Raw genomic sequence first — 24,012 nt, forward strand, 5'->3', positions numbered from 1 at the left:
AGTATTGAGGAGAAATGTATGAGTAAGAAAGCCTATATCAAAAAGCAAATGCACGAATTGTTGTACCAGGCTCTGGAAACAGAACGAGGAGGCCTAAAGATCTATAAAACCGCGCTGTCATGTGCCCAGAACAAAGATCTGAAAAATGAATGGGAAGAGTACCTTGAGCAGACACGCACCCACGAGCAGGTGCTGCTGAAGCTGTTTAAGGAACTGGGACTGGACCCTGATACTGTCACTCCCGGTCGGGAAGTGGTAGCCCATATCGGCGATTCGCTGGTGGCGGCAATGAAAATGGCGAAGTCCAAAGGCAGCGCCGCTGCCGCGCAACTGGTAGCCGGTGAATGCGTGGTGTTGGCGGAAACCAAAGATCATCAGAACTGGGAGCTGATTGGGCATCTGGCAGAGCATGGTCAGGGCGAGGAAACCGGCGCGCTTAAACGGGCATTTGAAGAAGTGGGAGAGGAAGAGGACCATCACCTCTATCATACGATGGGATTTACCCGCGAATTGTGGATCGATTCCCTGGGTTTGCCGGCAGTGCTGCCGCCACCTGAAGAGAAGAAGACGGTAGAGACTGCCATCGGTGCCGCGCGGGCACAGAGCAAACGGGACGAAATGCTGAAGTCCAACTAATGACCGATGGTGGGCGGCTAAGGCCGCCTTTTCGGGGTTCTATCGTTCGTGGGTAGGGGTAATTGAATGTTTTTTAGCGGTTGGGACAGCCCGGAAATAACGGGAACAGGCAAGCCCACTGAGCGAGCCTGTCTGTTCTTCCTGAACCAGTCCTTCACAAGATCTGGTTTTTCCTGATCTTGGCGTTAATCCTTCATGCCTTTGTCGTACACGGGTTGCAGCCCACCTCAGTGCGCGGATCGGCGCTGGAATAAGCCGACGATGGCGAGCAGGATTATGGCGCCAATCAGTGATACCACGAAACTCATGATGCTGAGGCCGTCGTTGATAGAACCGGCCCCCAACAGTGGCCCAATCAGCCATCCGCCGATCAGTGCACCAACGATACCGACTACGATGTTAAGGATAATACCCTGCTGGCCATTAGTGCCCATAATAATACTCGCGATCCAACCGACCACACCACCCATAATTAGCCATATGATGATACCCATGATTTATACCTCCAGATAATATCGACGCACCGTGCGCCAGTGGATTAAGTATACGGCTGTAATTCCGTGTTTACTGTGCGCTAGCGCACTCTGTGACCCTGGAAGGTGAACCTGTTGTTGGCACAATTTTTGGCTGCTTCGGTATACGCTAAACAGCCGCATCAGCCCATGACAGCCCTCTCTGGGAACTGATATCTGCAAGTGACAGGTATCTTTTTCTCCTGAGCCGTATAACCAGCCATCTCTCTGATGAATTGACTTCCCTGGTGATTGCCAGTAACGTCCTGAGACCCCCACTCATGGCTTGGGCATAAACGAACGCATTGTCTGTGCGGTGGCGCACCTGGTTTTGTTCGTTGTCCTGTACCGGAATCCTCCATGCGTATTCATAGCGCTTTGCAGGGGTGATTCCAGTGCTGTCAGGTTTCTTTGTCAGGAGACTGCGATGCGATCAGTCACGCGAACAACCCTTCCCATACCAGTGTTAATCCTAGCCGGACTGATGCTCCCAGAGCCCGCTCATGCAGGCGAGGGCGGCTATCGGCTGCTTGAGCTCGAGGGCTACAAAGTAAAGTGGGGAGACAGACGGTTGGGTACGGGAGCCAGCATCAGCTATGCTTTCGCCGGGAGCAGATTACGGTTTGATGAGGCGCGCAACTGTGGTGAACTGGCACCGATTGAAACGCTTGTGGGAGAGAAACTTTCCAGAAAAACATTGTCGCGCGAGACTGCTGCCGCGTTTCAGGTCTGGGAGCGCGCCGCAGGTTTGTCATTCCATGAGGTCAGCGATCCCCATGACGCAGATATTGTACTCGGTGCCCAGGGGAAGCCGCGTGGGAGTGCATTTGCCAACGTATCTTACGCATCCGAAGAAAAGGACGGAGTGCGCGCCATTGAACAGTCGCTGGTATGCCTTAATCCCGAGCATAAGTGGAAGGTTGGATTCGATGGTGATGAGGATGTTTACGATATCCGCTATACCCTGATTCACGAAATCGGCCACGCCATCGGCCTCGACCATCCCGGCCCATCCGGACAGGTGATGGCGTTTCGTTACACCGAAGCCTATAACGATCTGCAATCCGGCGATTTGCGTGGCGTGCAGCTGCTGTATGGACATGCTGCTGATGATGACAAACTGGCCGCTATCGCGGTTACTCAGGCAGAACAAGAGCCAACTGAGGTGTATCAGGTTAACAACCTGAATAGGCAGTCGATAACCGACACTGCAGAATCAGCACTTCCGGTAATTAATGGCTCGGCAGAGGCAAAGCCATAATTTCTGGCCATACTCCCGGCTTAACGGCAATAAAGCGGGCAGGGTAATTAAAGAGTTTGACAGGGCAAGTAAGCCTGGAAATAAAGTTTGTACATTGGATATGAAAACGGCAGAGGCTTGTGCCCCTGCCGTTGAATTATTTCACCAAAGATTTCAGGTAACTAAAATTAGTAATTAGTTTCCTTTGCTTCCTTTTTTTCAAACTTTGGTGCGGAGCTTAACTGATCGCGGGTCATGGCTATCTTAAGTTCCTTATCATCATTGGTGCCTGTTAGTTTGATGTCGTCCCAGCCAATGGCCACATCTTTCTCGCCCATGCCCAGAAAGCCACCAACACCGACAACAACGGCCACGATCTGACCGTTTGAGTCAATTATCAGTTCATTTACCGAGCCCACTTCTTCACTATTAGTGGTTTTAACATCGGCACCGATAATATCACTCGCCTGCATTCCATTAGCCGGAGTGTAATCCATAAAGCCGCGATGCTGCATGCGTGCTTGCTCTGACATATTTAGGCGGTCAGTCGCTGTCCGTGAGTCAGACTGATTTTGATGCTTCTTACTGTATTCGTGCTGAGTTTTTTGCTCGCGATCCTTGTCCTGAGCACCTGATTGTCCGGCCAGTGCCGAACCGGCGCTAAAGGTCAGCACAGGTGTGATCAACGCACATAAAGCAATAGTATTTAACTTGTTCATTTGAATCTCCTTCGAATCGAATATGATAATTGGGCAACATGCCCGTTATTACCGCTTCATCACAGCTTTTCTTTCCAGGCTTAATTACCGGGAAGGGTCTGAATCGCCATGAAAGATGGAATTCAGGATGAGCCTCTAAACTACGCCAAACAAATTCCTCCGTCTGTTCGCTGACCCACTAAGGAAAGTGAATGCCCCTTCACAGGGCAAAGAACAGGAAAAGCACTGGCATCAGTTTGCCAGGTGTGTCGATAACCGGAATACCGGAAGGTTACTGTGTCAGCCTTTTCGGTGCCCCTCCGGAGTCTGTTACCCGGCGTCAGGCTGGACTAATTTATAAGAAAATCTGCTAGGTGTGGTATCGAACGGTGTCTGCGGCTCGGAAGACGTATGCTTCATCCTTTGATATAGAGTTTGACGTACCTGGCGTCACATCTTTCTGGAGACTGGCATCGTGTCCCTATCCGGCGGAGATCAACGAAAGCGTGCTTACCATCATGACCAACGCGGCAGCGCAATGTCCAACGCGAAACTGCTTGATCTGCTAACGAGCCAGCGCCTTCAATCAAATCACGCGTTGTAACACGTTATTGCCAGGCTACTTCGGCTCAACGGTTACTTACTTTTTTATACACTGGAGTTCCCCCAATGCCCGATTCTGACCGTTACGCCCTGCTTGCTAATCCGCATATACGCCTGTCGGGCGCTGTCGATCAGGACATGTACTGCAGCTTTCGGCAGCAGCTTGAAGCCTGTCCGGCCACCGGGCCGATTATTATCACTATCACTACGCTTGGTGGCGATCCCGAGGTGGCGCGGATGATGGGCGACGATGTCCGTTTGCTGCGCGAACAAAGCGGGCTCGCTATGATGTTCCTCGGCAAGATCGCCGTCTATTCGGCCGGCGCGACGTTCATGTCGTTCTTTCCGGTCGATTGTCGCTTCCTGACCGATACGACGCGGCTGATGATCCACGAACGCCAGATACAAAAGACGGTGAATGTTAATGGCCCGCTGCGCACCTGTGGCGCGACGCTCAAAGCCACGCTCCACGAGATCGAACATTCGATCGAAATCGAGGAGGAGGGGTTTCGGGCGATCATCAAAGGCTCCAAGGTCAATTTTGAAACGATTCGCGACCGGGCTCCCGAAAACTGGTATATCGATTGCCGTGAAGCGCTTAAGCTCGGGCTGATCCACGATGTGATTTGAGCCGCGCCGTGCTGCCATTGCGTGTTTCTTCAGTACCCCAACTAACTTCGGAGGAAGGCAATGCCAGATATGGAATTCAAAGACTATATCGTCATCGGTGCAGGCCCCGCCGGCATGACCGCGGCACTGTACCTTAACAGGCTCCACCGCGCAGAAACCGGCTATTTAGAATTTTCACGATTTTATGGTGCTCGCGAGGGGACGTAACGGGGGACAACGCGATCACCACCAAAGGTATATCGTGCGCTGTACTGCAGAACGAGTCTGTTCGCTGTCGCACACACCAACAGCCCATTGGGGACAGATCTGCGGTGCCATTCGGGACTTACGGCAATAGAGTTGCTTTACATAAGCCAAACCGAGTAGCCGATTGCGGCGTCCCTAAAACTTCCAGACGACGTCGCTGTGGAGAGTCTCAGAGCGTCCGGTGGCGGATGTTCATGTTTACCAGTGTACCCAGAATTGTCACAAGCTTTGGATGTGCGCTGACTGGGTAGGAATGCCGACAATGTACAGTGCAACGACAAGGTGAGGAGTTAACACAGTGTAGGTTGCTTAATACTGACTCACTTTTTAAGATTTGGCTAATTGCAGTTCCTTTCTATCGTGGTTATCAGGACAGGCACTAGTGCTCCAGTGCCTGGCGTTTAAACCTGTCCACCCACATGGCGGTGGCGCCGCAGATGGCCACCGGCATCACCAGAAAGTTGATCACCGGGATCATGGCAAACAGGGTCACGGTAATGCCAAAGCTGAAGCTGACGGTTTTCTGACTGCCGAGCACATCGCGCATACGGATAAAGCTGACTTTATGGTTGTCAAAAGGGTAGTCGGCGTACTGGATGGCCATCATCCAGGCGGTAAATAAGAACCATATTACCTGACCAAATACCGGCAATAAGAAAAACACAATCAAAAAGCCGAGTGCACGAGGAATATAGTAAACCAGTTTGGTCCATTCACGGCCCAGTGTGCGGGGAATGTCTTTGAGCAGTGTCAGTACACCGCTGTCGCCGAGGCTTTGCCCGGTAAGATGTTGTTCCACTTTCTCTGCCAATAGCCCGTTAAAAGGCGCTGCAATCCAGTTGGCGACGCTGTTAAATAAAAACGAAAAGGTGACCAGCACAATAATCACCGCCAATGGCCAGATAAAAACGGCCAGCCAGTCTTTCAGCCAGTCCAGCCAGCTGGGAATGCTGTCCATCAGCCAGAGAATGGCCACATCAATCTGTTGCAGCAAAAAATAAAACGCCACGGCGAACAGGATCAGATTAACCAGTAGCGGCACAAATACAAAACGCCGCAGGCCCTTAACCCGGATCAGCTCGAAGCCCTGCATAAAATAGCCGGCGCCGCTTTTAAGCTGTGGTGATGACATAGTACTCCTTATTACGCTTGTCTTTGCCTGTTAGCTTAATCGAATTTTGTGGCCTGTGAATAACTCAATTGTTACACCTGATGACTTTTGGTACATTCAACTGCCGGATCCGGCTCCCTGATAACAATAATAAGGACTCATGCGGCTTAAAAAGATCAAACTGGCAGGGTTTAAGTCTTTTGTCGACCCCACCAGTATTCCTTTCCCTGATGACATGACGGCGATTGTCGGCCCCAATGGCTGCGGCAAGTCTAATGTTATTGATGCCGTGCGCTGGGTGCTGGGTGAAAGCTCGGCGAAAAATCTTCGTGGCGATGCAATGACTGACGTCATCTTCAACGGCTCATCGGCCCGTAAACCGGTGTCTCAGTGCAGTGTGGAACTGGTGTTTGACAACTCCAGTGGCCGCATCCAGGGCGAATACGCGGGTTACAACGAGCTGTCGGTGAAGCGTCTGGTGACCCGCGAAGCTCTGTCTCACTATTTTCTCAATGGCAGTAAGTGCCGTCGCCGTGATGTCACCGATTTGTTTCTGGGTACGGGCTTAGGTCCGCGCAGTTATGCCATTATTGAGCAGGGAATGATCTCCCGTCTGATTGAATCCAAACCCCAGGAATTGCGGGTGTTTATCGAAGAGGCGGCGGGGATCTCCAAATACAAGGAAAGGCGAAGGGAAACCGAGAACCGTATCCGCCACAGCCGCGATAATTTAGAGCGTCTTGAAGATGTGCGTGATGAGCTGGGTAAGCAACTGGATAAATTGCAGCGCCAGGCCGCTGCCGCAAAGCGCTACAAACAGTTAAAAGCCGATGAGCGTAAATTTACCGCCCAATTAACCGCGCTGCGCTGGCTCAGGCAAAACCAGCATGTCAGCGAACTGGAACAACAGATCAGTGAACATGAAAACAAGATTGAAAGTCTGATTTCCCGTCAACGCGGTGATGAAAAGGGAATGGTTGAGTACCAGCAGCGTCAGCAGGATCTCAAACAGCGCCTTAGCGATATTCAGAATCAGGTTTTCCAGGTGGGTAATGAGATCACCCGCCTTGAACAAACACAGATCCATGCCCGCCAGCGCCAACAACAAATTGATCAGCAGTTGAGTCGTCTTGAACAGGAGATTGGTGACAGCGAAACTCATTTAGCGCAGGAGCAGCAGGCGCTTGATAAACTCACCTCACAGCTTGAAGACAAGGAACCGGAACTGACCTTGCTGCAGGAACAAAGTGAACAGGCTCAGGAGCAACTGGCAGATGCGGAACAGCATTCAGCCGGGCAGCAATCCGCCTGGCGCGCTCAGGAACAGCAATATTATCAGATACGTCAGCAATGCCAGAGCCAGCAAACCCGTATAGAAGGGCAACAGGCAATGATTGGTCGTGCAGAGCAGCGTTTACGAGAGTTGCAGGATGAGCTGAACCGCTTTGAAAGTAGCGACTATGAACCTCAATCTGAGCATATCGCTGAAGCGTTAACAGATAAACAGCAGGCCTTTGATCAGTTAAACCAGACCTGTGAGCAGAGCTTTGAACAGCATCAGCAACAATTGCACAAGGTGCAGCAATTACAGCAGCAATTGCTTCAGCTAAACGGCGATATCCAACAGGGAGAGGGTAAGCTGGCTTCTCTTAAAACCCTGCAACAATCCACACAAGAGCAGGACAGAGAACTTCAGCAGTGGCTTGAATCACAACCTGAACTGCCGCAGCCTGTATGGCAGAGCCTTAAAGCCGAACCAGGGTGGGAAAAAGCGCTGGAATCAGCCTTACAAAATTGGCTGAGTGTGCCGGTACTGGATGGTACTCAGCCTCCGGCGATGCCGGGCAGTCAGTGGTTGTTAAAACAGCACATGATAACCGACAAGCCTGCCGGTACCTTAGCGGCAAAAGTGCAGAGTGCACAGTTACCGTCTTTTCTCTTATGTATTGGCGTGGTGGAAGATGATACGCAGATGGAAAATCGGCGTTTAAGCTTGCAACCGGGGCAGAGTCTGATTAATGCAGAGGGTATGTGGTATGGCTGTGACTGGCAAATTCAGGGAAGCACCCGCAGTCAGACCGGCATGCTGGATCGGGCCGCTGATATACAACGTTTACAGCAAAGCCTGCAGCAACAGCACCAGCAGATGGAAGAACTGGAACAACAGCTTCAACAGGCAAAAGAACAGCAGGCACAGCGAGCTGACCTTGACGCACAGAACCAACAACAACTGCGCCAGCTCGAAAGGGAAGTCATGCAACTGGAGCAGCAAAAAACCGCTATACAACGACAGCAAGAGGCGAAACAGGAACAGACTCAGCGACTTAACCAACAAATTCGCGCTCAGCAGGATCAGCTGGAGCAGGACCGGCAGGACCTTGAGCTGCAGTTGGCTGAGCAACAGGAACTGCAGATACAGCTTGAAGGTCAACAGAGTGAGCATCAGCAAACTCAGGCTCAGCAGGAAGGGTTGCAACAACAACTGAGTCAATTGAGAGCGCAGGCAGAACGGCTTCGCTCTCATGAGCACGAGCTGGCTTTGCAGGTACAGGGGCTGAGTAATCAGAAAGAGAACGCCCGTCAGGCAATTGATCGCCACCGCCACCGTCTGGATGACAAACAACAGGACAGACAGCGCCTTAGTGAAGAAAAACACCAGTGGCAGCAGCCGGAAGAGGAGCAGTCCGGGCAGTTGCAGATTTTACTGGAGCAGCGGGTTGAGCTGGAAGGTCAGCAGAGGGAGCTGGCGGAAAAACTCAATGAAGTTGATGAATACCTGCACCAGGCGCAATCGGGACAGCAGCAAATTCAGGAGCAAATCAATCAGCTACGTGAAGCTCAGCAAAGCCTGCAACTGGAATGTGAAGGATGCAGAGTGCGGGCCAGTGGTTTTATTGAACAGCTTCAGCAAATGCAACAAAACGTTAAAGAGGTGCTCGATGAGCTGGATGAAGACGCCGATGAGTCGCAATGGCAGCAGGAGCTGGACAAAATCAGTGCGGCGGTAGGCCGTCTTGGTGCGGTGAACCTGGCCGCTGTGGAAGAGTTTGAGGTGCAGGCTGAGCGTAAAAAACATCTGGATGACCAGTATCAGGATCTTACTGATGCCTTAGAGACGTTGGATAACGCGATCCGCAAGATAGACAGGGAAACCCGCAGTCGTTTTCGTGATACCTTTGAGCGTGTGAATGAGGACCTTAAAACCTTGTTTCCAAAAGTGTTTGGTGGTGGTTCAGCTTATCTTGAACTGACCGATGATGACCTGTTGGAAACCGGTGTAACCATTATGGCCAGACCGCCAGGTAAGAAAAACAGTACGATTCACCTGCTTAGTGGTGGAGAAAAAGCCCTGACCGCTTTATCATTGGTGTTCGCGATTTTCAGGCTCAACCCGGCGCCGTTTTGTTTGCTGGATGAGGTGGATGCGCCTTTAGATGATGCTAACGTGGGGCGTTTTTGTAATCTGGTTTCAGAGATGTCTAATACGGTACAATTTATTTATATTACCCATAACAAAATCGCAATGGAGATGGCTAAGCATCTTACCGGCGTGACCATGGCCGAGCCCGGAGTGTCTCGAATGGTTGCGGTGGACGTGGATGAGGCGGTTGCCCTTGCTGAACTTTAAGCAGAATTAAAATTATAAAATGGAAGAATTACGCCTGACATTTCTTATTTTCGGAGCCCTGGCGATCGCAGGGATCCTTGCACATGGCCTGTGGACCGTACGCAAAAAACGTAGCGCTGAGCATGAACCCCCTGAACCGGAGCACTTGCATTACCGTGATACCCGCTCAGATGCTGATTTTGAGATCAGTGACGATAAGTCCGAGCAGGATTTTGATGATCTGGGTATTGGCCCGGTGCGCGTGGTCAAAGTGGCCCCTCAAAAGACCGATACCGATGGCGCTAACGTGTCGGCCATGGACGATTCACCAGCCAGCGGCCGTTATTCAGAGGACCCGGAGCCGCCAACATTCAATGAAACCCGAGCAACCCAGAGTAGCTTTACTGCCAGCTCAGAAGAAGAGCGACTGAATGACGGGCCACAAAGTGTGCCCGAGCCTCCTTCTTTCTTGCTCAGAACCGGTGATGACGAACAGGTCCGGTCAGTTCCGACGCGCAAAGAGCCGGTAATTAGTGATATTGCGGATTGCGCGCCGGACACAATCAAAGACCAGCCTCATGAGCACGGCGCTGATACTCAGACGCAGACATCTCACTTCGGTCAATCTAAATCGGATAAGGCCGTTTCGCCACCAGCATCTTCTGTGCAGGCCAGGCACACTGATGAAGCAGCACCAGCAGAACAGAGCCCGGCGTCAGGAGGCACGTTTGCCCAACAGGCCCGTAAACTGGTACAGCGTAAAAAACCGGATATTACCAAAGCTTCACCAAAGCGCAAGGAGCCTAAAATCGATGGTGCCCGCCTGGCTGAAGATCAGATGCGGATTGATTTTGATGAGCCGGAGCTAAAGGCTGACACGGACATGCGCTCTGAAAGCCAGGCGGAGAAACCAAAGGAAACTAAACCGGCTTCTCAGGAAGTGTTGGTGCTGAATGTCAAAGCCCCGGAGGGAAAACCCGTGCCGGGATCGGTATTACTGCCTTCATTGCTGACTCTTGGCTTTAAATTTGGTGAACAGGACATTTTTCATCGCCATGTTAACAGTAATGGTAAGGGCCCGGTCTTATTCAGCCTGGCAAACATGTTTAAACCCGGTGTGTTTGATATCGACAATATGGAGACCTTTACCACACAGGGCGTTTCGCTGTTTATGATTCTGCCAATTGAGGGCGACCCCCATCAGGTTTTCAACATGATGCACAATGCCGCCCGTAAACTGGCTGATGAATTCGGCGCGCAGGTGCTGGATGGCCGTCGAAGTGTGCTGACCAAACAAAGCCTGCAGCAATATGTGGAAAAGATTCGTGAATTCGAACGTCAGCGGATGATTAAACGGGCCAATTAGCAAGCTCCGGTAAGGATCTGGAGTCCCGTTTTAGGCGGGACACGATCCCGATTCAGCCCACAGCAGCCGCAATCTCAAGTTGAACACAATCCCGACCCGATAATAATTTAAAAGCCTGAGCGACCATGCAGATTGAACAACAATTAGCCCAGTTACGGGACCAGTTAAATGACTATAACTACCAGTACTATGTGCTGGATGATCCTACCGTACCGGATGCCGAATATGACCGGCTGATGGAAGCGTTAAAAGCACTGGAAGCACAGTATCCTGAGCTTGTCAGTCCCGATTCGCCCACACAGAAAGTCGGGGCGGCCCCTGTTACTGCTTTTGGTGAAGTCGCGCACGAAGTGCCAATGCTCTCGCTGGACAACGCGTTTGACGCTGAGTCTTTTAGCGCTTTTGAAAAACGTGTGCATGATCGTTTAAAAAATATCAGCAAGGTAACCTGGTGCTGCGAGCCTAAGCTCGATGGGTTGGCTGTCAGCCTGCTTTATGAAAATGGCAAACTGGTAAGGGGGGCAACCCGGGGTGACGGTCGAACCGGTGAGGATATCACTACGAATGTCAGAACGATTGCCAATTTACCCCTTAGCCTGCGCGGAGAAGGTTATCCGGCAAAGCTGGAGGTCCGGGGCGAGGTGTTTATGACCAGAGCCGGTTTTGCGTCACTCAACGACAGCCAGCGTAAGCAGGGCTTAAAGGTTTTTGCTAACCCCAGAAACGCGGCAGCTGGCAGTTTGCGCCAACTGGATTCTCGCATTACCGCTAAACGTCCGCTGCGAATCTATATCTATTCTATGGGGCTGGTTGAAGGTGAAGAGTCATCGTTGGCAACCAGTCATTATCAGCGTTTACAGCAATTAAAGGAATGGGGCATGCCATTGTGCCCGGAAACAGGGCTGGCAGAAGACCGGGCCGGTTGCGAAGCCTTCTATGAAAAGATTATGACCATTCGTGACAGCCTGGATTACGAAATTGACGGGCTCGTATGCAAGGTGGATGATATCGAGCTGCAACAACGGCTGGGCTTTGTCGCCCGGGCCCCGCGCTGGGCTGTGGCCTGGAAGTTTCCGGCTCAGGAGCAGATGACCGAACTGCTGGATGTGGAATTTCAGGTTGGGCGCACCGGTGCGATTACTCCGGTAGCCCGGTTAAAACCGGTTTCTGTGGGAGGAGTCGTGGTGTCTAATGCCACGTTACACAATCAGGATGAGATTAAACGTTTAGGCATTAAAATCGGCGATAAGGTCATAATTCGCCGTGCTGGTGATGTGATCCCTCAGGTGGTGTCAGTGGTTGCTGCAAAACGCTCTGAGGATGCGCGGGAGATTGAATTTCCTCAGCAGTGCCCGATTTGTGAATCCAATATTGAAAAACTCGAAGCAGAAGCCGTTGCCCGCTGTACCGGTGGGTTGGTCTGCCCGGCACAACGCAAAGAAGCGCTTAAACATTTTGCTTCACGCAAGGCGCTGGATATTGACGGCCTGGGTGACAAACTGATTGAACAACTGGTAGAGCAGGGCAAGGTGCATACGCCTGCTGATCTGTTCCGACTGGATATGGCTCAGCTGATTGGTATGGAACGAATGGGCGAGAAATCAGCGGTCAATCTGCTTGCAGCGCTGGAAAAAGCGAAACACACGACACTGCCCCGGTTTCTCTATGCGCTGGGGATAAGAGAAGTGGGCGAGGCGACTGCCGCTAATCTGGCATTATACTTTCGAACGCTGAAGGCTTTAGAACAGGCGTCGCTGGAACAGTTGCAGGACGTCAATGATGTGGGCGAAGTGGTGGCCACGCATATCGTCAATTTCTTTGCCGAAGAGCACAACCATAAGGTACTCAATGAGCTGATGGCAGAAGGGATACACTGGCCTGATATTGAAGCGCCTGATGAAGCTGAGCAGCCACTTCAAGGCAAAACCTTTGTGCTTACGGGGACCTTATCGGCTATGGCCCGCAGTGAAGCGAAGGCAAATCTACAAAGGTTAGGGGCTAAAGTGGCCGGCAGTGTTTCTGCCAGCACGGACTTTCTGGTTGCTGGTGAAAAAGCGGGTTCTAAACTGACTAAAGCTACAGAGTTGGGGGTGGAGATCCTGAGCGAAGAGCAGATGCTGGGATTATTCGCACAACATGGTGTCTGATCCAAGAGCGCCATATAGTTTAAAAAACAAACGCCAGAGCTGCTTGAAAAAGCCTCAATCAAGGCGTGGTTGCGCAGGAATAGCGACACTATTTTAAGCAACCAGAACGCAGAGTGAGGCTTTTTAAGGCGCTCCCGAAGGGCGAGGCCCAAAAAGCACGGATCCGGCGGCAAATTTTCTTGATTTAGGCCCACTAAACCTTCAAAAATTTGCCTTGCCTGCGCGCTTTTTGAACTCTCGCTGGTGTTGTTTATTTAAACTATATGGCGCTCTAATTGGGCGACTTGCGGCTCAGGTCAGAATCATTTGATTTTAAAGGATGCAGTAACTGTATGAATGATGCTCTTATTCAGTTAACCCAATGGCTTCAGCCCTACTATATTGAGGTGGCTATGACGTTGGTTGCCACCCTGTTAGTGGTATATGGGGATCTGGTAAATAAACACCTTAAACGCATGCTCAGCCCTTACCATTTTGTGGTGAGAACGCTGGTATTTGTGCTCATTTGTGCTTTTGGTTACGGTGCCTTTATTTTGTTTGTGACGCCGTTTTTTAAACAGTTGATTCTGCTGATCCCTTCTACCTATCAGGGAATTAGTATTGTTGCTGTTTTTCTGTTGCTGGGGTATCTGGCCGAACGTCGCCGGTATATCTGATGCCTGTAGTCCATTTATGAACAAGCCCCGCGCGATTCTGCCGCTGAAACACTATGACGAACAAGGCCGGATAAAGCCCAATAGCTTTATGTACTTAAGCCTGCTGTTTTTAATCCGTGTGTATCTGGTGTCTGTTGCATCAATATCATATCGACAGGATACCAGCCTCATTCTCTCTCTGTTTTATCCTGACAAAGGCTATTTCTACTTCAGTCTTTCGCTGGGTTTACCTGCACTGCTGATAATGGGAATGGTGTTCTGGCGGCATAAGTTGTTTGAAACCCATGCAAGAGTGTTATTTAAGCCTGTTCGGCTGGTATTGCTGCTGAGCCTGAGTGTAGACGCAGGGTTTCACCTGTTGATGGCCCATCAGGGCCACTGGGCGTTTTCCTGGGTGATTGCAGTGACACTGCTGCTGGATATGTTGTTTGCCCTTTATTGGTATCGAAGTCGTACCCTGAAGCTCATGTTAAAAGACTGGCAGCGCCAGTCCCAATGAGCTTATTGGTTACGCGCTACTGAGCATTATTGCTAACGGCCTGATCGAAATAGTTTTTGACGCTGATCTGACTGTCATTGACCAGACGTTGGTAGCAAATCCCGGCAAATGCATAGGTATGACCGGCGTATTCCAGCACCACGTAGGGCGTGTCTGGGTTACTCTGATCATAATGCCAATGGCCACCTACCAGTTTACGGAAAATCTCTCCCACATACGCCCCGTAAAGATTACACAGGGTAAATACCGCGTTATTTTCCAGGCTGCTGTCTTTGTATCGTTCCAGCCATTTGAGTATGACCTCATCTACCAGCGCAACGCTTTCAACGCTGTTGTCCAGTTCGATGCTGAATTCTTCCCTGGTCGCCACTGCAGCATTGTGGGCGCTGTCAGCCATCAGGTTTTCAAGTTCTTCCCGGGTCATTTGCATGGTTCTTCCTCGGTGTTTAGCGTTGTATGTTTTAATTGGCGGTGGGCGAGCAGATAATCGCTGAGCAATTGACTACCCGGGCCCAGGCTGTCGGGTCTGGGATGTACCAGCCACAGCACCAGTTTTCTGAAACTGCTGCCTTTAAGATCCAGTTTAACCAGTTTTTGCTGATTAATCTCATCACAGACCGTATGTTCAGGTAGCCAGCAAAATCCGGTTCCCTGTGTCATCAGGTCAATCGCCGTATCAAACTGGCTTACTGTCCAGCGCTGTTCAGATTTAAGCCATCCCTGCTTTTCATTGGGTGTTTGGGAGGTATCTTTAATTACCAGTTGTAAGTGATGCATTAACTCATTCGGATCGACTGGTGCCGTCATTTGTGCCAGTGGGTGCTGTGGATGGCAGACAATAATAAACTGCATTTCTGCAATAGGTTCTCCTAAAAAACCCTTTGGTACGTTTGGAGAGAGTACGATGTCAGCCCAGCCCTGAGTAATGGCCTCTTCGGTGCCAGTGAGTACGGTGTCCAGAATACGCAGACGGCTGCCTCGGCTTTGGGGATGAAAATCCCTTAATACCGGATAGAGCAGGGCTTTAGGGTAAACCAAATCTACCGCCAGAGTTATTTCTGGCTCCCAGTCCTGGTTGATGCTATCAGCCAGGATTTCCAGTTCCTGCACATTCTGGGTTAAGTGCCGGGAGCGGCGTAGCATCACTTCTCCGGCCTCGGTCAGATAGGCTTTTCTGCCGCGCACTTCAAGCAGGTTTACGCCTAACTGGTTTTGCAGTTTTGCCACAGCATGGTTTAAAGAGGACTGGCTTTTATTCAGCTTAGCGGCGGCATGGGCATAACCTCCGCAGTCCACCACGGCCTGCAATATGCGCCACTGTTCGAGGGTTGTTTTTGGCCGGTACATGAATGTTTCTATTTTATCGATAGTTTGCCCATGCTAGTACCCGGTCAGTATAAATGCAATGACTCAGGGCTGAGTAAATGTATCGACGAAGATCCCTTAAGACTTTTCCCGATATGCAATATTGCCTATAGTGACGACTGGATGATTCACACGGAAAGCCAATGCATTACCAACATACACAACCTGCAAAAAACCTTTTATGGATCCTCTTGCCGGTTACCGGGTGTCTGGCGATATATTCTTTAACCGTCAGTCACCTGGCGACGGCTATCGTGCTTGTACCGTTGCTGATACTTGCCTGGCTATTCTCGTCTTTGACCATTGAGGTAGATGACAAGCAGTTGCGCTGGTTTTTCGGCCCCGGCTTCTGGAAAAAATCACTGCCGCTGGAGCAACTGCACAGTGCTGAGTCTGTTACCAATAAATGGTGGTACGGCTTAGGCATACGCCTGACCCCATCAGGCTGGCTGTATAACGTATCCGGACTGACAGCCGTTGAGCTGCATCTTAAAGACGGGCGAAAAATTCGCCTGGGTACAGATCAGCCTCACACTCTGGTGGACGTGTTGCAACAGCATGAATCCAGAGTCTTCAATAAGGATAAAGCATGAAAATACTGGATAAACGTCTGGCTGATAGTGAATTTATCGCCGGCGAGCGTTTTTCTATAGCTGATATTACCGCTCTTTGTGCTATTGATTTTGCCCGGGTAGTAAAAATCCGTATTGACGAAGAGCAAACCCATCTTAAACGTTGGCATAAGACGGTCAGTGCCAGACCCAGCGCTTCCGGGACGTTGTGAGAAAAAACAGAACACCAACCACAAGAGCTAAAAAGCAATTTAACCACAGAGACACAGAGAGCACAGAGGCTGAAGATTGATGTATTTAAACCTCTGTGTCCTTCGTGCCTCTGTGGTTAATTTCGCCTTTCTACACGGATGTCTGAAGTCGCTGGATGCCCGATAACGGCATTCGGGCATGACGGTCTGTCATTCCCGCGTGCAGTTGGCGGGAATCCAGTGCCTTTTTATTTGCCACCAACCACACTAACAGCACTAATGAANCTGTCATTCCCGCGTGCAGTTGGCGGGAATCCAGTGCCTTTTTATTTGCCACCAACCACACTAACAGCACTAATGAAAAGCAATTAACCACAGAGACACGGAGAGCACAGAGGATAGAGCGGGGCTTTAACACCTCCGCGTTCTCGGCGGCTCTGGGGTAAACTTAAAAGCTTTTGACCACGAAAGGCACGAAAAACACGAACGGGGTCAAAGCGTTTAACTATTCAAATCTCTGCGTCTTTGTGCCTCAGGGAGATCAAACCAATAAAAGCATTAGGTCTCGCAGCGGCGCTGAGATCGCAGAGTCAGAAAAGTTCTCAGCTAGTAGTTTTCAGCCTTCAGAAACTGACATCTGAGGGCTGACAACTGACCACTTAAATAGTGATTCTCTGTGTCCTTTGTGCCTCTGTGGTTAATTTCGCCTTTTTATCTGCCACCAACCACACTAACAGCACTAATGAAAAGCAATTAACCACAGAGACACGGAGAGCACAGAGGATAGAAGGGGTCTTAATATCTCCGCGTCTTTGCGCCTCAGCGAGATCAAAGGAATAATGGCTTAATATCTCGCAGCGGCGCTGAGATCGCAGAGCCAGAAAAGTTTTCAGCTAGTAGTTTTAAAAGCAACGGTGCGGGGTGCCTCTGTGGTTATTCTTGCTTTTTATTAGAGTTCGTCGACATTTAATCGTATTTTCAAATCACAACAATCTCACCAATCAATTATAAAGATTCAGTCAGATTGTCTACACTTCTTCTCGTCTNTGGCTTAATATCTCGCAGCGGCGCTGAGATCGCAGAGCCAGAAAAGTTTTCAGCTAGTAGTTTTAAAAGCAACGGTGCGGGGTGCCTCTGTGGTTATTCTTGCTTTTTATTAGAGTTCGTCGACATTTAATCGTATTTTCAAATCACAACAATCTCACCAATCAATTATAAAGATTCAGTCAGATTGTCTACACTTCTTCTCGTCTTAAAGGCAAACCTATTCAAACCAAGGAGAAACGACACATGACACAATCTTTAATCAACACCAAAATTCAGCCCTTTAACGCTACCGCTTATCACAATGGTGATTTTGTTGAGCTGTCTGAAAAAGACGTTCTGGGCAAATGGGCTGTGGTGATGTTTTACCCTGCTGACTTTACCTTCGTTTGTCCTACTGAGCTGGGTGACCTGGCTGATTACTATGACAGACTCAAGGAAATGGGCGTAGAGGTTTACTCTGTATCTACCGATACTCACTTTACCCATAAAGCCTGGCACGATACTTCTGATACCATCAGCAAGATCAAGTTTCCCATGATCGGTGACCCCACAGGCCGTATCTCACGTAACTTCGGTGTGATGATCGAAGAAGATGGTCTGGCCCTGCGTGGTACTTTTGTGATTAACCCAGAAGGTGAAATCAAAGTGGCTGAAATCCATGACCTGGGTATTGGCCGCAGTGCTGCAGAGTTGTTCCGTAAAGTGCAGGCGGCACAGTATGTAGCCAGCCACGACGGCGAAGTCTGCCCGGCCAAATGGCAGCCAGGTGAAGAAACGCTGTCTCCATCACTGGATCTCGTCGGCAAGATCTAAACCCAACACGTCCGAAAGCGGGTCTGTGGTCATGCTAATGACAAGCAGGTAATTGCAGCAGACCCCATATAAAACAACAGCGAAATCAAGGCCGGTGCGTCCGGCCCTGGTTTTCTGTTGCCTGTAGAAAATAAATTTCGTCTGAGGTCACCATGTTAGACAACAAAGTAAAAAGCGATTTAAAAACCTATCTGGCCAATCTGAAACGGCCCGTTGAACTGACGGTTGCCGCAGACCAGAGTAAAAAGTCTCAGGAATTACTGAGCCTGGCCACAGATATCAGTGACCTTTCTGAACTGGTCAGTATTAAGCAAAGCAATGACAGCGAGCTGCGTATTCCCAGTATGAAGGTAAGCAGCCCGGACACGGGCAGTAATATTATTTTCTCCGGCTTGCCCATGGGTCACGAATTTACCTCACTGGTACTGGCGCTGCTGCACACAGGCGGTCATCCGATTAAGCAGGAAGCCGAAATCCTTGAGCAGATCAAAGGGCTGCCCGGCGAGTACCGTTTTGAAACCTATGTGTCACTGAGTTGCCAGACCTGCCCGGGCGTGGTGCAGGCGCTGAATGTGATGGCGGCAGTGAATCCCAATATCACCAATGTGATGATTGATGGCTCGTTATTTCAGGATGAAGTGAATGAGCGCGATGTGATGGCGGTGCCTTCGGTATTTTTAAATGGTAAGCCATTCTCTCAGGGCGCCATCACCCTGGAAAAAATCCTCAATAAAGTGGATGACAGTGCGGCTGAGAAGCAGGCCGAAGCTCTCAAGCAAAAAGAGGCATTCGATATGCTGATCATCGGTGCCGGTCCGGCAGGGGCATCCTCGGCCATATACTCGGCCCGAAAAGGCATTCGTACTGGCCTGATAACTGACCGTTTTGGCGGCCAGGTAGCTGACACCGTGGGGATTGAAAACTTTATCTCGGTTAAAGCCACAGAAGGCCCGAAACTGGTGGCCAGTCTCGAAGAGCATGTGCGTGACTATGATGTGGATATTATGAACAACCAGCGGGTAACCAGCCTGCGCGAAGGCAATATGCTTGAGATTACCCTCGAAAACGGTGCAGTACTGAAATCAAAAAGTATCGTGCTGGCCACCGGTGCCCGCTGGCGCGAAATGAATGTGCCTGGTGAACGTGAGTATCGCGGTGCCGGTGTGGCCTATTGCCCGCACTGTGACGGGCCTTTGTACAAAGGTAAGAAGGTTGCGGTAATCGGCGGCGGCAATTCTGGTATCGAAGCGGCTATTGATCTGGCTAATATTGTCGAACAGGTTACTGTGCTGGAATTTGACAGCAAGCTGCGAGCAGATGACGTATTGCAGCGCAAAGCCCGCTCAATGCCTAATATCGAGATTATTACTGATGCCCAGACCACTGAAGTTAATGGTGATGGCAAAAAGGTTACTGGTCTCACTTACACCGATCGTACAAGTGGTGAATCCAGGCAGGTGGAACTGGCGGGGATCTTTGTGCAGATCGGTCTGGTGCCCAATACCGAATGGCTTAAAGACAGCGGTGTGGCAATGACCCTCCGTGGCGAGATCATTACCAAACCTAACGGTGAAACTAATATCAAAGGGGTATTTGCTGCAGGGGATGCCACTGAAGTGCCCTTTAAGCAGATTATTATTGCCATGGGCAGCGGTGCCACTGCCGCGCTGGGCGCCTTTGATTATCTGATGCGCTCATCAGCGCCTGAGCAGGAAAGCAAAGCCGCCTGATCCAGCAACTGCAAACAGCGTAACGCCTTGACCAACAAGGCACTTTTGGCCCGGGGCTCCTCGGGCTTTTTTATTTCCCGCAACAACAGAAAGAGCCTTTCACCGCAGAGTCGCTGAGATCGCAGAGGTTTGAACAGTTAACCTCTTCTCCATTTTTTACGCGCATCTGAAGTGCGACCTTCGGTGGCCTTGTTTACCGGCAGGCAGAATTTATGTCCGGGGATAGGTTGTCAGACGAATGCTGTTGTCCAACCATTCAGGTGACTACTTGCCATAGTCATCTGCTGGGACTACTATGTGACTATGGTTAATGACTATGGAAATATAATGGATCAGGAATTCGTTTCAAAATCCCAGTTTAAAGCCCGGGCACTGGAATTCTTCCGGCAGGTAGAAGCCTCCGGGGGATCCATTGTGGTGACGGATAAGGGGCAACCCACTGTGGAGATTCGTCGCTACCGGGCCGATAACCGCACGCCACTGGCCCGGCTGCGCGGCAGTGTCGTGGAGTTTAAACAGCCTTTAGAGCCTGTTGCTGAGGAAGACTGGGATGTATTAGCGTGATTGTACTGGATACGCACGCCTTAATCTGGTGGGTAAACGGTGATTCTCAGCTGTCTCAGGCTCCGCAGCAGGCTATAGAGCGGGAATTGAGTGTTGAAGACGGGATGATTCTGATGTCGTCTATTACATCCTGGGAGATAGCAATGCTGGTGCAAAAAGAGCGCCTGGCGTTGACCATGAGTGTGGATGACTGGCTTAGCACGGTGAGCGATATCAACGCTGTACAGTTTGTGGCCGTTGACAATGAAATAGGTGTCGAGGCCACCCGCCTGCCTGGCGAATTCCACAAAGACCCGGCCGATCGGATGATTGTGGCCACCGCCCGCCATATAAACGCGCCGTTAGTCACAGCGGATGAAAAAATCCGTACCTATAAGTATGTGAGAACAATATGGTAACGGTTTTTCAATCACTCCATGATCCTTACCTTACCAAAGGCATCTGACTTATTTCACCAGGTTCTGGATCCATTTGGGATCGTCGGTGGATTTGCCGTAGAGGTCGATATTGTAGATCCACACATCCTTTTCCGTGCCGGGGATGCTTCTGTCCTTTAAGCTCTGGTAGAAATCCTTGTAACCTTGGATACGCTGACTGACCATCCAGCCGGTGTCATCACCAAAATCGATNTTTGGGATCGTCGGTGGATTTGCCGTATATGTCGATGTTGTGGATCCAAATATCCTCTTCCGTGCCGGGGATACCCCGATCCTTTAAGTGCTGGTAAAAATCCTTATAGCCTTCAATGCGCTGATACACCATCCAGCCGGTGTCATCACCAAAGTCGATAACAAAACCGGGGCGTTTTTCCTTAGTATCGAAGGGGTCAACCAGATGCACCTGCTTAATGTCGGACCAGGGGCGTATGACCGACTGGCCGTTCTGCTCCATGGTGATACCNATCGATAACAAAACCGGGGCGCCTTTCTTTGGTATCGAAGGGGCCCACCAGATGCACCTGCTTAATGTCGGACCAGGGGCGCATAACCGACTGGCCGTTCTGCTCCATGGTGATGCCTATGTCATCTACCTTAAAGGTTGGCTGTTTATTTTCCTTTTTTAGGCGGAGCCACCAGTAAAAATTGATATATAAAAAACCACCCCCAACCAGTAATAGCCAGTCTAAGGGAGCGCCTCCTGTCACTCCTAGAGTCAATGCGATCAACGCCAAAATATTCAACCCCAGGCTTTTAAAGTAATGCTCTTTAAAACCAAGCGGGCGATAGTGATATTGCTTTGAATTTTCCATACATCCCCCTAACGACCCTGTTTCTGCTGCGTCCAGTTCTGTATCACTTATTGTTGGCTGAGGCTGCTGATTAAGCTGTTGCAAGGATCTATCATCACTGGATCACGGGGCTTAAACTTGCACTCAGCACTCCTATCACCTCACCCATTATAAATCTCCCCACCGCTTTGCAGATAATCCTGCAATACCTGTTTGCCTTGGTCGCGCAGTACCTGGCGTTTTACTTCGAGGCCGGCTTGTTGCAGGTAAGCATAGGATTGCTCGAAAACCGGGCCCTCGTCGAAGCCGATGGCGCGGGCATCTTCGCCGGTGGCAGCGCACACCAGGCGTTTAACACCGCTCCACAGGGTGGCGCCCATGCACATGGCGCAGGGTTCGCAGGAGGTAAACAGCTCGCGCCTGGCGCCTTGTGCGCCGAGGGTGAAATTCTCAATTCGCTTCTGGCTGAGCATAATTGCGGTGACTTCACCGTGCAGGGTGGAATTATTCTGCGCCACCACCTGATTGACGCCCACACCTAAGAGCTTACCGCTGTCCATATCAAAGATAGCGGAACCGAAGGGCCCGCCGGTGCTGCGTTTGACGTTTTCGTCGGCCAGTTTAATCGCAAGGGCCATTTTCTCTTCATCACTGGTATAGGATTTCTGCCAGTCGGCAATTTCGTGGATCCATTCAGGCAGGCTGATCTCTACCTGTAATTGCGGCGCTTGTTGTGATGCACACATACTTAGTCCTTAGCATTGGGTATAGGGGGCTCAATAATGGCGATAGTACCTTAAGCAAACCCCTAATAGAAAAATTGTCGTTTAAGTGCTGCTTTTTCAAACGCATTTTGACCCTGTTAGCCGCATTTAACGCTATAATGCGCGTTTTACACAAGAAGCGAAACCTACCATGTCTTTACAACAGGCCCTGAGTGAACGGGCAGGGGATAGCTGCGAGTTATGCAACTCGCCGGATGGGGTGGCACCGGTTGCGGTGCCTCCTGCTGAACAGCCTGGTCTGGATAATCATGTGTTGTTGTGCTCCACCTGCCGTGAACAGTTTGAGGGTGAAACAGAGGTTGAGCCTAACCACTGGCGTTGTCTGAATGACAGCATGTGGTCACAGGTGCCAGCGGTACAGGTGGTTGCCTGGCGCATGCTTAAGCGTTTATCAACTGAGATCTGGGCGCAGGATCTGCTGGATATGCTGTATCTGGAGCCGGATACGCTGGCCTGGGCTCAGGCCGGTGATGAGTCCGAGCGAGAGCCAACACTGGATAGTAATGGAGCGGTCTTAAGTACGGGTGACAATGTTACTCTGATCAAGGACCTGGATGTGAAAGGTGCCGGTTTTACCGCCAAACGTGGCACCGCGGTACGCGGCATCAGCCTGACCGATAACCCTAAGCACGTTGAGGGCAAGGTCAATGGCGTGCGCATCGTACTGATAGCGGACTATCTGAAAAAGTCCTGATGTGGATGGATAAGCCCATATGATCACACCAGGAAATTTTTAAATACGGTTTACCGGCTGGTTGGCCGGATCTTCAAACCATTGTAAATACTTTTCTGTGCCTTTAATGCCTTGTTCGAGCAGGGCATCTTTCCTTTCATCGGATAATTCAAAATCCGTGGTTTTCACATCCAGGGTGTTGATATACACGGTGCGTTGCCAGTCGTCACCGTGCAGGTGTTGATTTTCCTGTACCAGCAGCATGGCTGAAAGCAGCGCCTTGGCATAGTCAGTAAAGTTTTTTATGGGTTTACTTTGTGGGGTTTCATTATAGCGATACAGGGCGATTTCTTCGGCCGTATCCAGCCTTAAACCCAGGGTCTGACGGTTGTAAACATAAGGGCTGCGACCAGGCTGGTGGAGCAGAAAGCGGGCGTTTTCCTGATTGTAATACTCTGTCTGGCGGATCGCCTGTGGCTCCTGCGCATCAATGTATTTTTCGCGGTCGAACAACTTGATGGGGTAGTTACGCATAACCCCGCCATCCACATACACATCCTCAAACTGGCCCAGCCGTATGGCGGCAAAGAACAGGGGTATCGACATGCTGATACGAATCGCCTGCACCAGCGGCATATCGGCATGGCGTTCAAAGGAAAACACTTCGCCATAACCGGTGGAGAGGTTAGTGCCTGTCACATAGAGATCACACAGACCGGCGTTCTTAAGATCCCGGAAGGTGGCGGATTCGCTGCCCAGCTTTTCTTCTACCAAAGAGGCCAGCCACTTGGAAAAATAATCGCCCTTGTGCCAGCCGAAATCTTTGGCGAGCCGGCGAATATCACGAATGACGCCAAAAGAGTCATCCATAAAGGCGGCGAAGTCGGTGGAGCGCAGAATGTGTAACTGGCGGGGAATATCAAAGCCCAGCGCAAAAATCAGCGCATTGATGGCACCTGCACTGGTCCCACCCACACGACGGACAGTCTTTAATTGCTGTCGCTGCTCAAGGGCCTGCATGGCCCCGACATAGGCGATACCTTTGACACCGCCACCTTCAAACACGAGATTGCGAAACTGGGCTGGCATAGCG

24 protein-coding genes are annotated in these 24,012 nt (G+C 50.6%); 16 read left to right on the forward strand and 8 right to left on the reverse strand.

The genetic code is table 11. The annotated features are described in order from the left end of the window. Positions 1-18 precede the first annotated feature (18 nt). On the forward strand, positions 19-636 hold the full coding sequence (locus CDA54_RS00530; RefSeq protein WP_099033042.1) for a DUF892 family protein: 618 nt from the start codon (positions 19-21) through the stop codon (positions 634-636). Positions 637-863: 227 nt separating this feature from the next. Here the strand turns inward: CDA54_RS00530 and CDA54_RS00535 are convergent, their stop codons facing one another. Then, positions 864-1,130: a GlsB/YeaQ/YmgE family stress response membrane protein gene (locus tag CDA54_RS00535; protein WP_099033043.1), complete on the reverse strand. Its 267-nt coding sequence runs from the start codon at positions 1,128-1,130 to the stop codon at positions 864-866. A 445-nt stretch (positions 1,131-1,575) separates the two neighbouring features. Between CDA54_RS00535 and CDA54_RS00540 the strand changes: the two genes are divergently transcribed. Then, a complete protein-coding gene (locus tag CDA54_RS00540; protein WP_099033044.1) occupies positions 1,576-2,409 on the forward strand; it encodes a matrixin family metalloprotease in 834 nt (277 codons plus the stop codon). 167 nt (positions 2,410-2,576) lie between these two features. Here CDA54_RS00540 and CDA54_RS00545 read toward each other — a convergent pair whose 3' ends face one another. Continuing rightward, a complete protein-coding gene (locus CDA54_RS00545) occupies positions 2,577-3,107 on the reverse strand; it encodes a PRC-barrel domain-containing protein (RefSeq protein ID WP_099033045.1) in 531 nt (176 codons plus the stop codon). A gap of 648 nt (positions 3,108-3,755) precedes the next feature. Here CDA54_RS00545 and CDA54_RS00550 point away from each other — a divergent pair. Further along, a complete protein-coding gene (locus CDA54_RS00550; protein ID WP_099033046.1) occupies positions 3,756-4,319 on the forward strand; it encodes an ATP-dependent Clp protease proteolytic subunit in 564 nt (187 codons plus the stop codon). 60 nt (positions 4,320-4,379) lie between these two features. Further along, positions 4,380-4,526: a hypothetical protein gene (locus CDA54_RS19520; protein WP_180237071.1), complete on the forward strand. Its 147-nt coding sequence runs from the start codon at positions 4,380-4,382 to the stop codon at positions 4,524-4,526. A 418-nt stretch (positions 4,527-4,944) separates the two neighbouring features. Here CDA54_RS19520 and cysZ read toward each other — a convergent pair whose 3' ends face one another. Then, positions 4,945-5,697 carry a sulfate transporter CysZ gene (gene cysZ / locus CDA54_RS00555; RefSeq protein WP_099033047.1) on the reverse strand — a complete coding sequence of 251 codons (753 nt, stop codon included), beginning with the start codon at positions 5,695-5,697 and terminating at the stop codon, positions 4,945-4,947. Positions 5,698-5,836: 139 nt separating this feature from the next. Here cysZ and smc point away from each other — a divergent pair, with 139 nt between their 5' ends. The 5 genes from smc to CDA54_RS00580 all read left to right on the forward strand — a co-directional run bounded on the left by smc (position 5,837) and on the right by CDA54_RS00580 (position 13,951). Beyond that, the gene (smc, locus tag CDA54_RS00560; RefSeq protein ID WP_099033048.1) at positions 5,837-9,304 is read left to right on the forward strand and encodes a chromosome segregation protein SMC; all 3,468 of its coding nucleotides are present in this window, start codon (positions 5,837-5,839) and stop codon (positions 9,302-9,304) included. A gap of 19 nt (positions 9,305-9,323) precedes the next feature. Then, complete coding sequence (gene zipA / locus CDA54_RS00565) at positions 9,324-10,649, forward strand: cell division protein ZipA (RefSeq protein ID WP_099033049.1); 1,326 nt, start codon at positions 9,324-9,326, stop codon at positions 10,647-10,649. 125 nt (positions 10,650-10,774) lie between these two features. Beyond that, positions 10,775-12,796: an NAD-dependent DNA ligase LigA gene (gene ligA, locus CDA54_RS00570; RefSeq protein ID WP_099033050.1), complete on the forward strand. Its 2,022-nt coding sequence runs from the start codon at positions 10,775-10,777 to the stop codon at positions 12,794-12,796. 332 nt (positions 12,797-13,128) lie between these two features. Next, a complete protein-coding gene (locus tag CDA54_RS00575; RefSeq protein ID WP_099033051.1) occupies positions 13,129-13,452 on the forward strand; it encodes a DUF3392 domain-containing protein in 324 nt (107 codons plus the stop codon). A 16-nt stretch (positions 13,453-13,468) separates the two neighbouring features. Then, the gene (locus tag CDA54_RS00580; protein WP_099033052.1) at positions 13,469-13,951 is read left to right on the forward strand and encodes a DUF2919 family protein; all 483 of its coding nucleotides are present in this window, start codon (positions 13,469-13,471) and stop codon (positions 13,949-13,951) included. Between the two features lie 16 nt (positions 13,952-13,967). Here CDA54_RS00580 and CDA54_RS00585 read toward each other — a convergent pair whose 3' ends face one another. Continuing rightward, positions 13,968-14,381, reverse strand: coding sequence for a hypothetical protein (locus CDA54_RS00585; protein ID WP_099033053.1), 414 nt, complete (start codon positions 14,379-14,381; stop codon positions 13,968-13,970). Next, positions 14,372-15,298 (reverse strand): LysR family transcriptional regulator, encoded by a 927-nt coding sequence (locus tag CDA54_RS00590; RefSeq protein WP_099033054.1) that lies wholly within the window; start codon positions 15,296-15,298, stop codon positions 14,372-14,374. The genes CDA54_RS00585 and CDA54_RS00590 overlap by 10 nt, the downstream gene beginning before the upstream one ends. A 161-nt stretch (positions 15,299-15,459) precedes the next feature. On the opposite strand from CDA54_RS00590, the gene CDA54_RS00595 reads away from it, so the two are divergent. The 6 genes from CDA54_RS00595 to CDA54_RS00620 all read left to right on the forward strand — a co-directional run bounded on the left by CDA54_RS00595 (position 15,460) and on the right by CDA54_RS00620 (position 20,631). Further along, a complete protein-coding gene (locus CDA54_RS00595) occupies positions 15,460-15,909 on the forward strand; it encodes a hypothetical protein (protein ID WP_099033055.1) in 450 nt (149 codons plus the stop codon). Continuing rightward, entirely contained in the window at positions 15,906-16,100 is a 195-nt protein-coding gene (locus CDA54_RS00600) for a glutathione binding-like protein (protein WP_099033056.1), read from the forward strand. The genes CDA54_RS00595 and CDA54_RS00600 overlap by 4 nt, the downstream gene beginning before the upstream one ends. A gap of 1,269 nt (positions 16,101-17,369) precedes the next feature. Beyond that, on the forward strand, positions 17,370-17,939 hold the full coding sequence (gene ahpC, locus CDA54_RS00605; protein WP_099033057.1) for an alkyl hydroperoxide reductase subunit C: 570 nt from the start codon (positions 17,370-17,372) through the stop codon (positions 17,937-17,939). Between the two features lie 152 nt (positions 17,940-18,091). After that, on the forward strand, positions 18,092-19,669 hold the full coding sequence (ahpF, locus tag CDA54_RS00610; protein WP_099033058.1) for an alkyl hydroperoxide reductase subunit F: 1,578 nt from the start codon (positions 18,092-18,094) through the stop codon (positions 19,667-19,669). A 327-nt stretch (positions 19,670-19,996) separates the two neighbouring features. Further along, complete coding sequence (locus tag CDA54_RS00615) at positions 19,997-20,233, forward strand: type II toxin-antitoxin system Phd/YefM family antitoxin (RefSeq protein ID WP_099033059.1); 237 nt, start codon at positions 19,997-19,999, stop codon at positions 20,231-20,233. After that, on the forward strand, positions 20,230-20,631 hold the full coding sequence (locus tag CDA54_RS00620) for a type II toxin-antitoxin system VapC family toxin (RefSeq protein WP_099033060.1): 402 nt from the start codon (positions 20,230-20,232) through the stop codon (positions 20,629-20,631). Before CDA54_RS00615 ends, CDA54_RS00620 begins: the two co-directional genes overlap by 4 nt. Positions 20,632-20,679: 48 nt before the next feature. Here CDA54_RS00620 and CDA54_RS19530 read toward each other — a convergent pair whose 3' ends face one another. Next, the gene (locus tag CDA54_RS19530; RefSeq protein ID WP_180237073.1) at positions 20,680-20,835 is read right to left on the reverse strand and encodes a hypothetical protein; all 156 of its coding nucleotides are present in this window, start codon (positions 20,833-20,835) and stop codon (positions 20,680-20,682) included. Positions 20,836-21,622: 787 nt separating this feature from the next. Next, positions 21,623-22,207: a nucleoside deaminase gene (locus tag CDA54_RS00630; protein WP_099033062.1), complete on the reverse strand. Its 585-nt coding sequence runs from the start codon at positions 22,205-22,207 to the stop codon at positions 21,623-21,625. A 169-nt stretch (positions 22,208-22,376) separates the two neighbouring features. Between CDA54_RS00630 and CDA54_RS00635 the strand changes: the two genes are divergently transcribed. Further along, on the forward strand, positions 22,377-22,940 hold the full coding sequence (locus CDA54_RS00635; protein ID WP_099033063.1) for a PhnA domain-containing protein: 564 nt from the start codon (positions 22,377-22,379) through the stop codon (positions 22,938-22,940). A 39-nt stretch (positions 22,941-22,979) separates the two neighbouring features. Here CDA54_RS00635 and CDA54_RS00640 read toward each other — a convergent pair whose 3' ends face one another. Beyond that, a complete protein-coding gene (locus CDA54_RS00640) occupies positions 22,980-24,008 on the reverse strand; it encodes a patatin-like phospholipase family protein (protein ID WP_099033064.1) in 1,029 nt (342 codons plus the stop codon). Positions 24,009-24,012 lie beyond the last annotated feature (4 nt).

Origin of the sequence: Lacimicrobium alkaliphilum (assembly GCF_002591895.1) — a bacterium.
Taxonomy (GTDB): Bacteria; Pseudomonadota; Gammaproteobacteria; order Enterobacterales; family Alteromonadaceae; genus Lacimicrobium; species Lacimicrobium alkaliphilum.